The organism is Myxococcus xanthus (assembly GCF_006402735.1).
Classification (GTDB): domain Bacteria; phylum Myxococcota; class Myxococcia; order Myxococcales; family Myxococcaceae; genus Myxococcus; species Myxococcus xanthus_A.
The window spans coordinates 8,485,374-8,497,907 of record NZ_CP017174.1; the positions used below are offsets into that span (position 1 = coordinate 8,485,374).

At 68.6% G+C, this 12,534-nt stretch carries 10 protein-coding genes and 1 pseudogene; 7 read left to right on the forward strand and 4 right to left on the reverse strand.

The window, feature by feature from the left end; genetic code table 11:
• Positions 1-102 precede the first annotated feature (102 nt).
• Positions 103-984: a symporter gene (locus tag BHS09_RS34975; RefSeq protein ID WP_237077757.1), complete on the forward strand. Its 882-nt coding sequence runs from the start codon at positions 103-105 to the stop codon at positions 982-984.
• Here the strand turns inward: BHS09_RS34975 and ppsA are convergent.
• Entirely contained in the window at positions 981-3,320 is a 2,340-nt protein-coding gene (ppsA, locus tag BHS09_RS34980; protein ID WP_140800213.1) for a phosphoenolpyruvate synthase, read from the reverse strand. The genes BHS09_RS34975 and ppsA overlap by 4 nt on opposite strands.
• A gap of 300 nt (positions 3,321-3,620) precedes the next feature.
• On the opposite strand from ppsA, the gene BHS09_RS34985 reads away from it, so the two are divergent.
• The 3 genes from BHS09_RS34985 to rpsD all read left to right on the forward strand — a co-directional run bounded on the left by BHS09_RS34985 (position 3,621) and on the right by rpsD (position 7,072).
• Positions 3,621-4,676, forward strand: a complete 1,056-nt coding sequence (locus BHS09_RS34985; RefSeq protein ID WP_140795699.1) for an NAD(P)-dependent alcohol dehydrogenase — start codon at positions 3,621-3,623, stop codon at positions 4,674-4,676.
• 282 nt (positions 4,677-4,958) lie between these two features.
• Positions 4,959-6,299 (forward strand): MATE family efflux transporter, encoded by a 1,341-nt coding sequence (locus BHS09_RS34995; RefSeq protein WP_237080016.1) that lies wholly within the window; start codon positions 4,959-4,961, stop codon positions 6,297-6,299.
• A 140-nt stretch (positions 6,300-6,439) separates the two neighbouring features.
• Entirely contained in the window at positions 6,440-7,072 is a 633-nt protein-coding gene (gene rpsD / locus BHS09_RS35000; RefSeq protein ID WP_140800216.1) for a 30S ribosomal protein S4, read from the forward strand.
• Between the two features lie 62 nt (positions 7,073-7,134).
• Here rpsD and BHS09_RS35005 read toward each other — a convergent pair whose 3' ends face one another.
• Complete coding sequence (locus BHS09_RS35005) at positions 7,135-8,136, reverse strand: alpha/beta fold hydrolase (protein WP_174258984.1); 1,002 nt, start codon at positions 8,134-8,136, stop codon at positions 7,135-7,137.
• Between the two features lie 248 nt (positions 8,137-8,384).
• Here BHS09_RS35005 and BHS09_RS35010 point away from each other — a divergent pair, with 248 nt between their 5' ends.
• Positions 8,385-10,055 carry a carboxylesterase family protein gene (locus tag BHS09_RS35010; protein WP_140800217.1) on the forward strand — a complete coding sequence of 557 codons (1,671 nt, stop codon included), beginning with the start codon at positions 8,385-8,387 and terminating at the stop codon, positions 10,053-10,055.
• Between the two features lie 127 nt (positions 10,056-10,182).
• Here BHS09_RS35010 and BHS09_RS35020 read toward each other — a convergent pair whose 3' ends face one another.
• Both BHS09_RS35020 and BHS09_RS40400 read right to left on the reverse strand, forming a co-directional pair.
• On the reverse strand, positions 10,183-10,638 hold the full coding sequence (locus BHS09_RS35020) for a hypothetical protein (RefSeq protein WP_237078927.1): 456 nt from the start codon (positions 10,636-10,638) through the stop codon (positions 10,183-10,185).
• Positions 10,625-10,976: pseudogene (locus BHS09_RS40400) on the reverse strand (hypothetical protein). The gene BHS09_RS35020 and the pseudogene BHS09_RS40400 overlap by 14 nt, the downstream one beginning before the upstream one ends.
• Positions 10,977-11,315: 339 nt before the next feature.
• On the opposite strand from BHS09_RS40400, the gene BHS09_RS39770 reads away from it, so the two are divergent.
• The gene (locus BHS09_RS39770; RefSeq protein ID WP_237080017.1) at positions 11,316-11,597 is read left to right on the forward strand and encodes a hypothetical protein; all 282 of its coding nucleotides are present in this window, start codon (positions 11,316-11,318) and stop codon (positions 11,595-11,597) included.
• A 655-nt stretch (positions 11,598-12,252) separates the two neighbouring features.
• Positions 12,253-12,531, forward strand: coding sequence for a hypothetical protein (locus BHS09_RS35040; protein WP_140800219.1), 279 nt, complete (start codon positions 12,253-12,255; stop codon positions 12,529-12,531).
• Positions 12,532-12,534 lie beyond the last annotated feature (3 nt).

A 12,534-nucleotide genomic window follows, 5' to 3' on the forward strand; every position in this document is an offset into this window, starting at 1 on the left:
CCTCTTGACGCCGCGACCACATCGAGGAACGCGCGCACGGCTGGCCGCCTTGGCATACCCGCAGAGACGCGCCGTGCGCATCCTCCATCCATGGACGTCGGGGTGACCGCCGCGCTGAACGTGCGGCACGGAGTCGAGTTCGCGGTCCAGCACCTCGTCGTGCTCATGGGGTTCGTCCTCGGGCTCGCCGTCGACGAGAGCGCCGTGAAGCGCGCCATGCGGCTGCCTGCCTACGCGCGAGGCCTTCCCCTCATCCTGTTGGGAGTCCCGCTGCTCGCCCTGCTCGTGGTGAACCTCCTGCCCCTGCCTCCCATCGCCGCCGGCATCCTCCTGTTGATGGCCGTCAGCCCTGGTGTGCCCAACGTCGCCGTCGCGGCCTACCGGCAGCGTGGCGACTTGAGCCTCACGGTGGCGCTGTCCCTCACCCTGTCCCTGGCGGCCATCGTGTGCCTGCCGCTCTCCCTGCGGCTGCTCAGCGAGTTCTTCCCCGCCGTGTTCAAGGCCCCAACCACCGTCCAGCTCCTCAAGCGGGTCATGCTGCCCTTCCTCGTGCCGCTCGCGGTGGGCTGGGCACTGCGCGCCTGGCGGCCAATGCTGGCCAGGCGACTGCTGCGTCCCATGCTGTGGCTCTTCAAGGCCGTGTTCGTCGTCGCCATCCTGCTCCTACTGTTCATCAGCGGCCCGAGGCTGCGCGACGTGGGCGGATGGATGGTGCTGGGCATGCTGGTGATGACCCTGGGCTCCGCGCTACTGGGCCACGTGGCGGGAGGGCCCCGGCCTGAAGACAGGACCGCGCTCGCGCTCGCGGCTGTCTTCGGCAATCCCTCCATCGCGCTCGCCGTCGCGACGGCCAGCTACCAGGACTTGAGGCTGGCGCCCTTCCTGGCCGTCTATCTGCTGCTGCGCACGCTGGCGCTGCTCCCCTACCTGCTCTGGAACAAGCATCACCTCCGGCACGGAGTGCCCCACCCCGGCCGGACCTAACAGCCCTGGAGCGTCGCCCGCTTCGAGGCGGCCAGCAGCAGCCGCTGCTCCGCGGCCGCAATCACCCGCTGCGTCGCGAGCACCGCCGCCGGGTCCACGGAGATGGACGTAATCCCCGCGCGTACCAGGTGCTCCGCGAAGTCCGGCCGGTTCGACGGCGCCTGTCCACACAGGGAGGACGTCAGGCCCGCTTCCTCGCACCCGCGAATGATGTCGCCAATGGCGGCGAGCACCGCGGCGTCCGCTTCGTCGAACAGCTCGGCGCACGACTCGGAATCCCGGTCCACGCCCAGCATGAGCTGCGTCAAATCATTCGAGCCGATGGACACGCCATCAATCCCACACTTCGCATAATCGTGGAGGCGGTAGACGATGGAAGGCACCTCCGCCATCACCCACTTCCTCAAGCCCCGCTGCCGCCCCAGCGGGCTGCGGGCGATGAGCTCCAGACACGCCTCCAGCTCCCAGAGCGTGCGCACGAAGGGCAGCATCACCTGGAGATTGGGCGTCTGCTCGCGGACCCGCGCGAGCACTTCCAGCTCCAGGTTGAACACGTCGGGCTCGCGCAGGTACCGGTAGGCACCCCGGAAGCCAATCATCGGGTTGGACTCCTCGGGCTCGAACTCAGCGCCGCCCTCCAGTCCGCGGAACTCGTTCGTCCGGAAGTCCGTCGTCCGGTACACCACGGGGCGCGGATGGAAGGCCCGCGTCGACTGGAGCAGGGCCGCCGACATGCGCTCCACGAACTCGCCGCTCCGGCCCTCCGCGATCAGCTTGCGTGGATGCACACCGCCCAGGGCCTCCGTGAGCATGAACTCGGCGCGCAGCAGGCCCACACCATCCACCGGAAGCGCCGCGGCCTCGAGAGCCTGCGCGGGCAGGGCCAGGTTGACGTAGAGGCGCGTGGCCAGCACCGGGGCCGTTCCGACCGTGGATGCGGTGGCAGTCGCCTCCACCGCCCGTGGACGTGGCGCCTCCTGTCCCTCCCGGACTTCTCCTGTCGAGCCATCCACCGTCACCGCCTCGCCGTCTCGCAGCGTGCGCGTGGCGGTGCGTGTGCCCACCACGCAGGGTTTGCGCAGCTCCCGGCTGACGATGGCGGCGTGGCACGTCATGCCGCCCCGGTCCGTGACAATGGCGGCGGCCCGCCGCATGGTGGGGACCCAGTCCGGCGACGTCATCTCCGCCACCAGCACCTCGCCCGGCTGGAGCTGCCGTCCCTCCGCCGGTGACGCCAGCACCCGCACGCGGCCGGCCGCCACACCGGGCGACGCACCCAGTCCCCGCACCAGCGCCTTGCCCGCGTGGCCTTCCTCCGACGGTGGCGCGGCGGGCTTTCCCAACGTGGTAATCGGACGCGTCTGCACCAGGAACAACCGGCCGCGCTCCTCCGCCCACTCGATGTCCTGCGGCGCACCGTAGTGCTGCTCCACCCGCATTCCCAACCGCGCCAACTCCAGCACCGCCACATCGCTCAGCACGCGCTCGTGGGCCTGTTCCGGACTCAGTGTCTCGCGCAGCGTGTGTCCTTCGGCATCGCGCACCAGGCGGACATTCTTGTCGCCCACCCGGACCTCGCGCACGCGAGGCTCCTTCTTGGTGACGCAATACGTATCCGGCTCCACCTGCCCGCCCACCACGACCTCACCCAGCCCCCAGGCGGCCTCGATGACGATGCGGCCGGTGTCTCCCGTAGAGGGGTCCGCGGTGAACATGACGCCCGCGCGAGCCGCATCCACCATGGCCTGCACCACCACGGCGATGGCGGGTTCCTCGGTGAGCCCTTCCGCCTTGCGGTAGGCCACCACGCGCTCGCCGTAGGCCGAAGCCCAGCATGCCCGCAGCGCGTCCATCAGGGCGTCCTCGCCAATCACATGGGTGAAGGATTCGTGCATGCCCGCGAAGGACGTCGCCACCGAATCCTCGGAGGTCGCCGAGGAGCGCACCGCCACGGCCCGGTCCGCGCCCAGTTGCTGATACGCCTCCAGGATGGCGGCGCGCAGCCGCGCTGGGACGGGCACGCTCCGCACGTGCTCACGGAGCTGCTGCGTGACCTGGGTCAGTGACGAAGGGTCATCCGGGTCCACCTGCGCCCAGAGGCGGCTCAGCCGGGCACGTACCGGTTCCATGGCCTCCTGGAAGGCGGCGGCGGTGATGACGAAGCCCGGCGGAACAGGCAGCCCCGCCCGCGTCATCTCGCCCAGGTTCGCGCCCTTGCCCCCCGCCAGCGCGACGTCCTCGCGAGACAGCTCGCTGAACCAGAGCAGACGAGGCGCGGCGGCCACCTCCGGATGCTCGGCTTGCCGTGGCTTCTCCGTGTCCGGTGAGACGTTCATGGTACCGCCCCCTGAAGCAAACGCCTGACTGCGCGGACGCTGCGCACCGGCGCTCGCGCACGAGGTCCTCATCCCCGCGTGAAGCGGGCGCGACTCACGAGGACGATGCGGCCGGTACGAGGTGATGACATCCATCCGGGCCCGGAGCGCGCGGGCCCGAGCCGCCGTTACAGTCACATGCGCCCGAGCATGCGCTCGGCAAGAACCCCACCGCCGCATCTCCACGCCCGCGCCGATGACGCCTTCCGGCACCGTGCCGAGACTTCACGAGTGGACACCCACGAACCACCGGGGGAGAGCATGCGAGCCAATGTCTTTCAGGCTGTGAACCGCTTCGGCATCGAAGAGGTGGAGCGTCCCCGCGCGGGAGCCGGCGAGGCGGTCATCCGGATGACGATGACCACTGTCTGCGGCACGGACCTGCACATCGTCCGTGGCGAGTACCCGGTGCGCCCGGGGCTCGTCATCGGTCACGAGCCCGTGGGTGTCATCGAGGAGCTTGGTCCCGGCGTGACGGACTACCACCCGGGGCAGCGTGTCCTCGTGGGCGCCATCACCCCGTGTGGCCAATGCAGGGCCTGCCTGTCCGGTCACCTCTCGCAGTGCGGCCACGGCGCGGGCTGGGAGGCCCTGGGAGGCTGGCGCATGGGCAACACCCAGGATGGCGCCCAGGCCGAGTACATCCGCATTCCCTCCGCGCAGGCCAACCTCGCGCCCATTCCAGATGGGCTCACGGACGAACAGGTCATCCTCCTGTCGGACATCGCCTCCACGGGCTTCAGCGGCGCGGAGGCAGGCGGCGTGCGCATCGGCGATGCCGTGGTCGTCTTCGCGCAGGGGCCCATCGGCCTGTGCGCCTCCATTGGCGCGCGGTTGATGGGCGCCTCGCTCGTGGTCGGCGTGGACGGCGATGAGGCGCGGCTGAAGATGGCGCGGAGGATGGGCGTGGACGTGGTGCTCGACCACCGTCAGCAGGACGTCGTGGCCGAGGTGAAACGACTCACGGGCGGCGGCGCCGACGTGGCCATCGAGGCGCTGGGCACCCAGCAGACTTTCGAGAGCGCGCTGCGCTGCCTGCGGCCCGCGGGCACGCTGTCCAGCCTGGGTGTGTACTCGGGCAAGCTCCAGTTGCCCTACGACGCGTTCTCCGCCGGCCTGGGGGACTACCGCATCGTCACCACCCTGTGTCCAGGAGGCAAGGAGCGCATGCGCCGCCTCATGGACCTGGTGCACCACAAGCGCGTCGACCTGTCGCCGCTCATCACCCATCGCTTCAAGCTCGCGGACATCCAGGAGGCCTACGCCCTCTTCGGCGAGCGCCGCGACGGCGTCTTCAAGGTGGCCATCCAACCGTGAGCCCCGCCCCACCCCGTGGGGCAGCCGCTCGAAGGCGAATCCTACAGACGTGGTGAGTCTCACGCGGGCTGCGCTGGAAGCCGGCGAGGAGGAAGTGCTCGCCGATGACGTGAGCCGCATGACCAAACAAGGCTTGTCCTCCGGTGGCTATCCTGGTGCGCTGAGCCCGTGAGGTGACGTCCCATGGGTGACGCAGCCAGCAGCGACGCAACCCCAGTGCAGGATGCAGCGCACGGGTCCACACCTTCCGCGCTCCCCGGACGCGCATCACTTCAAGACGCGATGCTGCGGGGCCCTCTGCTGAAGCCCCTGCTCCAGCTCGCCGTGCCCACCACGCTGGTCCTGATTGCCCAGTCGTTGGTGGGCGTGGCGGAGAACTGGTACGCGAGCTTCCTGGGCACGGAGGCGCTGGCGGGTGTCTCCCTCGTCTTCCCCGTCGTGATGTTGATGACGATGATGTCCAACGGAGGCATTGGCAGCGGCGTGGCCTCCGCGGTGGCGCGAGCCCTGGGCGCGAACCAGCGCGACGATGCGAATGCCCTGGTCTGGCATGCCGTGATGCTGGCGTTGGCCATTGGCCTTGTCTTCAGCGTCCTCGCCTGGATGACCGGCCCCGCGCTGTACACGGCGCTGGGGGGACGGGCGGGAGCACTGGACGCCGCGCTCCAGTATTCGAACTACGTGTTCGCCGGCTCGATTCCCTTCTGGCTGGTGAACCTGCTCGCGGCGGCCCTGCGCGGCGCGGGCGAAGTGCGCGTCCCCGCGCTGGTGACCCTGGTGGGCGCCGCTGTCTTCCTCGTCGTGACGCCAGGGGTCATCTTCGGCTTCGGCCCGGTGCCCGCGCTGGGGCTGGCGGGCGCTGGGCTCGCGATGACGTTGTTCTACGTGGGCGCGGCGCTCTGGCTGCTGCGCTACATGGCATCCGGACGGGCCGCGGTCCGCCTCACGAAAGGGCCGCTGGAGCCGCGGCTGCTTCGCGACATCCTGCGCGTGGGTCTGCTGACGGCGTTGAGCTCGCTGCAACCCAACCTGATGGTGATGGTCATCACCGGCGCCGTGGGCCTGTTCGGCGTGGAAGCGCTGGCCGGCTACGGCATGGCGTCACGCCTGGACTACCTCATCATCCCGATTCTCTTTGGCCTGGGCACGGCCGTGCTGACGTTGGTGGGCACCAACGTGGGTGCGGGTCAGCACGAGCGCGCCCGGCGCATCGCCTGGTTGGGCGGCGGGCTGGGCTTCGTGGCCGCGGGAGCCATTGGACTGGCCGCGGCCCTGGCGCCCGAAGTCTGGCTCCATGCCTTCAGCCGTGAGCCGGCCGTCGTGGCACCTGGAATGGACTACCTGCGCATCGTGGCGCCGTTCTACGGACTGCTGGGCCTGGGCTTCGTGCTCGCGTTCGCCGCCCAGGGCGCGGGCCACGTGCTGTGGCCCTTCCTGGCGGGCACCTCGCGGCTGGTCATCAGCGCGGGCGTGGGGTGGTTCGTCGCCGCGCGGCTCGATGCGGGGCTCTCCGCGTTGTTCGCCATGGTGGCCGCCGGACTGGTGGCCTACGCCGGCGTCACCGTCGTGGCGATGCTCGCAGGCGCCATCTTCCGCCGGGAGACGGCGCCGCGCGGCACCTGAGCCGCGCTGTCCAGCCCGCCGCCTTCGTCCCCACCTCGAATTCCGGACTTGACCGCCGGCCCGACCTGAAGATATTGAAATTGATACTGATTATCAACTTCATCTCCATTTCAGACATCGGGAGATGGTCGGAGGAACACGTGGCACGCGACTTGGGACCGCGGGGAAAGATGTGTCGTCGGCTGGGGATTCCGCTTTCGCGCATCACCGCGAAGGACCCGGACAAGGACCCGGTGCTGCGCCGGCCCTATCCCCCTGGCCAGCACGGTGCCACCGCGCGCACCAGCGTGAGCGACTTCGCGCGCCGTCTGCGAGAGAAGCAGAAGCTGAAGCTGTACTACGGCCTGATGGAGAAGCAGTGCCGCGCGGCCTTCCAGGAAGCGAGCCGGGCGCCGGGCAATACCGGCACGGTGTTGCTGCAGTTGCTGGAGAGCCGGTTGGACTCACTGGTGCTTCGAGCGGGCCTTGCCACCAGCATCCGCCAGGCCCGGCAGTTCGTGCGCCACGGCTACCTTCATGTGGACGGCAAGCGGGCGGACATCCCGAGCTACCGCGTCAAGCCTGGCAGCGAAGTCCGCTTCCACGCGGCGCACCTGAAGCTCGCCGTGGTGCAGGAGTCCTTCAGCCGGATGAAGTCGCGGTCCGTGCCCACCTACGTCCAGGTACTGGGTGAGGGCGAAGGGCTGCGCTACGTGCGCCTGCCGGAGCGGGAGGAAATCCCCGTGGACGTGAACGAGCCCTTCATCGTGGAGTATTACGCGCAGCGGAGCTGAGCCGTTCTCCGTGGCGGTCTGTCCGGGCATGTGGCTCGGACAGACAACGCTGGCGGGGCCTGCTACGGCGCGGGGGTGGCGGCGAAGAAGTCGCGCATCCGCGTCACCACCTCCGCCCGGTTCGTCAGCCAGATGTAGTGCCCCGCGCCTTCCAGTTGCAGGTGTCTCCAGCCAGGCTGACGCCGCAACGCGTCCTCCAGGTCCGTCTCGTGCTGCTGGATGTCGGGCAGGAAGTCGCGGGCTTTCTCCCGGAACTCCAGCGGCAGCGACTCGGCCGCCACCAGGGCCTCTACCCAACCCGCGAAGCCCTGCCCATCCGACAGGGACAACACGGGCCCCTGCACGCGCCCGAGGTCCATGATGGCCGCGCCCCGGACGGACTGCTCCGTGGCACCAGGATGGCGGCGCTCGCGCAGGTAGGCCCCTGTCGCGGCGTCGAACACATACGCCTGTTCGACTTCGTGCGCGGGGAGCCCTCCGCCCAAATCTCGCGCCAGCCGCTCCGCCACCGCCTGCCGTGAAGGAAGGCCGTCGAGCACGGAGAACGGCAGCGGAGGCAACGGCTCGCCCTCCAGGAACGCGGCAATCTCGCCCCGGCTGTCAGTGGCGTCCAGGTAGACGAGTGCCTCCACGCGCTCGGGATGGTGGAGCGCCAGCCACGTCAGCTCCCCCCCCGCCAAGGAGTGGCCCGCGAACGACGCCTTCGACAGCCCCAGCTTGTCCAGCGCCCCCAGGACGTCCGTGGCCAGCGTGGCGGTGTCGTAGCCGGTGTCGGGCCAATCCGAGGCGCCGTAGCCACGGCGGGTGAGCGCGTAGACGTGGTGCGTGTCCCGGAACTCGAGCGCCAGCTCGTCGAAGATGTGGGCCGTGCTGCCCATGCCCGCGAGGAACATGAGCGCCGGGCCGTGGCCGCCATAGTCGAGCACCTCCAGCTCGACGCCCCGGACCGCCTCCACACGCGTCACCTGGTGCAGGGACGGCGTGTCATCGGGCCCAGGAACCAACGGAGAGGAATCACAACCCGCCCACAAGAGAAGCGCGGTACCCACGAGGTTCGTTCGCATGCGCTTGGGAATACTGGCGAGCGCCTTCGCCAAGCACCAGCGCACGCCGGGGCTGCCTCGCCCCTTGCCCGCATGGGGCGGGAATGGTGCCGCCATGACTCGTGGCCCTGCGGGGATGTGCCCCCTCAATGTGCGGAGCCAGGCCCACACACCAAAAACACAGATATACGAGTATTCCAAGTTTTCAGCTTTGACACTACCATTGCTCCGGCCACCGGAGCCCACTCACAGCCACCATTGGATTCTTCATGCATATTCATGACCGCATCAGAAAGACACTCTTCGCGCTCGCAATGCTTGCCGGGTGTGGCAGTCCCGAAGCCGTGGACCCTTCCGGCGACGCCACCGCGACGGCGCCGCTCCTCACGAGCAGCAAGCTGACCCTCACCGCCTCCATGGTGCAGCCCGACGGCGTTCGTCCCGTCGCGGGTCCGTACCAGAACCTCTTCGATGAGCAGGCGCTCATTGGAGACCCTCGCGGGGGAACGGGCTCCGCGCCCGTCACGACCTGGGGTGACGCCATCTTCGACGATTCCGCGTACCCCATGGGTCTCATCATCGACCTGGGCGCGCTGTATGACATCACGGAGATTGGCGTCTTCGACACCTTCGACAGCGGCAGCGTGTCCTTCGCGGCCGGCGAGCCGGGGGCCTGGACGCCAGTGACGAACATCACCCTGACCCGGTGGCAAGCCTGGTGGGTCGTGCCCGTCACCCAGCGCACGCGGTACCTCCACCTTTCGAGGACCCGCTATGCGGGCATGAATGAAGTCGTCATCTACGGCGCCCCCGTGACGGGCGAGCCGCCCGCCAACCTTCCGCCCACGGTCTCCGCCGGGGCGGACCAGACGGTGATGCTGCCCACGAATGCCGCGCCCCTCACGGGCACCGCGACGGACAGCGACGGAACCGTCGTGACGCGGCAGTGGACCCAGGTGTCCGGTCCCAATACCGCGACACTGACGGGCGCCACGACGCTCTCCGCGACGGCGTCCGGGCTGATGCAGGGGCTCTACGAGTTCGAGCTGACGGTGACGGATGACGACGGCGCTACCGCCAGCGACAGAATGAAGGTCCAGGTGACACCCGCGCCCACGGGCCGTGGCACCACGCAGGAGGTCTACAAGTCACCCTCGACGCCGGGCGGCTACGGCTATGTCGTGTACCTGCCTCCCGGTTACGACGAAGGCTCGAACTGGCCCGTCGTCTTCTTCCTCCACGGGATGGGCGAGCAGGGAGATGGAGGCGTCAACCAGCTCAAGAGGGTTCGTGCGCACGGGCCGCAGGCGTACATCGACCGGGAAGGAAAGGACTATCCCTTCATCCTGGTCTCTCCGCAGACGAGCACGTCGGGATTCTGGAGCGCCTACGAAGCCCAATACAACCTGGACCCCTTCTTCGAGCACATCCTGGCGACGTACAAGACAGACAGGAAGCGCGTCTACCTGACGGGCCTCAGCATGGGCGGCGCGGGGACGTTCAACTACGCATCGCTCTTCCCCTCGAAGCTCGCCGCCGCCATCCCCATCTGCAACGGAGGCTACGGTTCGAGCGCCGCGGATGCCCTGAAGATGGTCCAAGCGAACCTCCCCATCTGGGGCTCACACGGCCTGCTCGACAACGACATCTTCTACACCGCGACCGCCGCCTGGTTCACGCACCTGGGAACCGCCATGGGCGGCACCGGTGGCGTCATGAGCACCTACCCCTCCCCGGCTCGTACAGGGACGGCGTTCTTCCGGCCCGGGAGCGGGCAGTGGGAGTGGATTGATGGACAGACGAACACCGACACCACGGGCGCCGAGCCGGTGAAGCCCGTGCTCTTCACCCTCTTCCACGATGGCAATCACTACATCTGGGACCGGGTCTACAAAGAGCCCAAGGTGTTCGCCTGGATGCTGGCCCAGCAGCGCCCCTGAGGGGCGCACCGCCACGGACTTCAACGCGGCTCGCGCGGCGTAGGAGGCTCCTCGTGAGCGTCATGCGCGGCGCGGGCCTGCGTCACCGCCTCCCGGCGGCGCAGGGCCCTGGTCGCCAGAGCACCTCTCAGACTTCCTCGCAGACATCTGGCGGGAGCCGGGCCAGGAGAACGTCCCGTGCATCTCTGGGTGACTGAGACCGGCGCGCATAGGCAATGCCGCCCACGAGCGCCACCAGGGCCAATCCCAACCAAGGCCACCGGATGAAGAATGAGAACGACGATTGCCCCGCCACCACCTCACAGTGAGGAACGAGCGAGTCGGTCGCCACCAGCCAGGATGTGACGAACGCCATGGGGCCCATGAAGGCAGCCGCCATCACGGCCCACGCGACGGAATCCAACACCCGCGGGAGACGGCCAACGCCGGACGCAGGCGCCGCCCGCAGGACATCTCCCGCCTGGCGCGGGCCCCACAGCAGCCAGTACCACACGCCCAGCCCGGCGGACATCGCCAGCACGAGCACCCACCACAGGTTGGACTCCCACCACAGGAACGGGGACGGCTCGTCATAGAAGTTCATCCACACCCCTCCAGTGGGCGACTGTCGCTCCCGCTCCAGAGCCTACATCAAAGCCGAGGGTCCACCGGCTCACTCTCCAGGGCGAGGACACCCAAGACACACTCGCGTACGCGGCGCATTCGAGCCCTGTTTCCGAGAAGAAGCGACGCCCCGTGCGCGTGTAGCAGACGCCCAGCTCGCCCGTCGTGACGCCGAAGCGCCGGAGGTCCGCCGCCTCGTCGCGGGCGACCACAACCACCGCGCGCGCCCACGTGCTTCTCCTCGCACACGACCTTCGTCACCCCTTCCTTGCGGTAGTAGGCGGACGCCTCTGCCGGGTGCTCTCCACGCTGCTCCATGACTGCGGTATGCCTCGCTCAGCTACCAGACAGTGGGCGTCATTCCAGACTTCAGCGCTGCTGCGCCGTCCACTGCCTTGGCTGCCACTGGCTCTCCATTCACGTTCACGACAACATCCCAATGCGCTCTTCGCGCTCGTAATCCGCTCCGGCTCACGAACACCAGGCTGACCCTCGCAGCGGCCAGCTACGGCCTTGTCGTGCATCCCCCCGGCTACGAGGAAGGCTCCAACTGGCCCGTCGTCTTCTTTCTCCACGGGATGGGCGAACAGGGAGACGGCCCCCTCATCGCCGACATCAAATACCGACAAAGTTCCCATCTACCTGGCAGGCAGCAACATGAGCGGCGCGGGGGTGTTCAACCATGCGACGCGCTTCCCCTCGAAGCTCGCCGCCGTCGTCCCCGTCCGCAACGCGGGCTACGGCTCGACCGCAGCGGAGGCCCTGGCGCTGGTCCAAGCGGACCTTCCCATCTGGGGCTCGCATGGCCTGCTCGACAGCACCATCTTCTACACGGCGTCCAGCGCCTGGTTCACGCACCTGGAACACCCCACGGGCGGCACCAGCAGCGTCCCTGAGGGGCGCACCGCCATGCACTTCAGTGCGGCCCCCGCTGCGTAGGAGGCTCCTCGCGAGCGCCCCACGCGGCGCGGGCTTGCCGCGCGGCCTCACCACGCCCCCAGGCCGCCGGCATGTCGCGCCGCGAGGCATGCGACCCATTCTCCGAGAACACACAAGCCACGGCACCAACACATCCACGTATCAGTGAAACATGGCGAGCCACCGCCCATCGCACTGTCCATGCCACCAGCACATCACACCAAGGAAAAGCCGACTTGCAAACAGCTCCGGAATTATGCAGCATACCTGGAGTCCACACATTTGACTCATCTAGCGCGTTGCCACGCCATCCATGTGGCTTGGTGCGTCCGAGCCGCGCCAGCGGCCCCCTGCTCTTCGCGACCTGACTCCTCGAATGCAACGGCTCATCACGCACTCGGACTCCCCCAGCACTTCATGGGGCACCTCACGATGAAAGTTCGCGCCGCGCTCACGCGGGCACCTGGTCACTGTCCCCCTTCGACCCTTTCGCGACCCGGTTGGTTCGTCCGCGCCCCCGCGCACCGATGTCTGACGAGCAAACCCGGCTGATACAAGCCGCATTAGGGCTGTGTCGTGTCGCACGGCACCGACTGCAGTCAGTCCGTCTGCAGGCCGGAGACGGGCCGCTACTCCGAATGTCTCGGTGGGCGAGCCCACAACGAGGAGCAACACCATGAAGATGAAGATCGCAGCCGTCGCCGCCACCACCCTGCTCGCGGCGTCCAGCTTCGCCCAGACCCGGTCTCTGGCCGCCCCCTCCTCTTCGCGCGTGGACGCGGCGCTGACCGCGAACGCGGTGAAGGGGCCGCAGGAAGTCGCCGTCGTCCCGGCGCTGGCCGTCGCTTTCGTGGCCGGCGCGCTCGCGGCCGAGGTGCTCCACCACCACTTCCAGGATCAGCAGCGCCCCCAGTTCGCCCCGACGACGTCCCCCGACGTCCTGTTCGACAACTGATGT

What these genes read in the sequence shown, in the direction of transcription:
- BHS09_RS35010 (WP_140800217.1), top strand. Translation starts at nt 8,385, where the DNA reads ATGCATATTCATGACCGCATCAGAAAGACACTCTTCGCGCTCGCAATG.
- BHS09_RS39770 (WP_237080017.1), top strand. Translation starts at nt 11,316, where the DNA reads ATGAGCGGCGCGGGGGTGTTCAACCATGCGACGCGCTTCCCCTCGAAG.
- BHS09_RS34985 (WP_140795699.1), top strand. Translation starts at nt 3,621, where the DNA reads ATGCGAGCCAATGTCTTTCAGGCTGTGAACCGCTTCGGCATCGAAGAG.
- BHS09_RS35005 (WP_174258984.1), bottom strand. Translation starts at nt 8,136, where the DNA reads ATGCGAACGAACCTCGTGGGTACCGCGCTTCTCTTGTGGGCGGGTTGT.
- ppsA (WP_140800213.1), bottom strand. Translation starts at nt 3,320, where the DNA reads ATGAACGTCTCACCGGACACGGAGAAGCCACGGCAAGCCGAGCATCCG.
- BHS09_RS35020 (WP_237078927.1), bottom strand. Translation starts at nt 10,638, where the DNA reads ATGAACTTCTATGACGAGCCGTCCCCGTTCCTGTGGTGGGAGTCCAAC.
- BHS09_RS35040 (WP_140800219.1), top strand. Translation starts at nt 12,253, where the DNA reads ATGAAGATGAAGATCGCAGCCGTCGCCGCCACCACCCTGCTCGCGGCG.
- BHS09_RS34995 (WP_237080016.1), top strand. Translation starts at nt 4,959, where the DNA reads ATGCTGCGGGGCCCTCTGCTGAAGCCCCTGCTCCAGCTCGCCGTGCCC.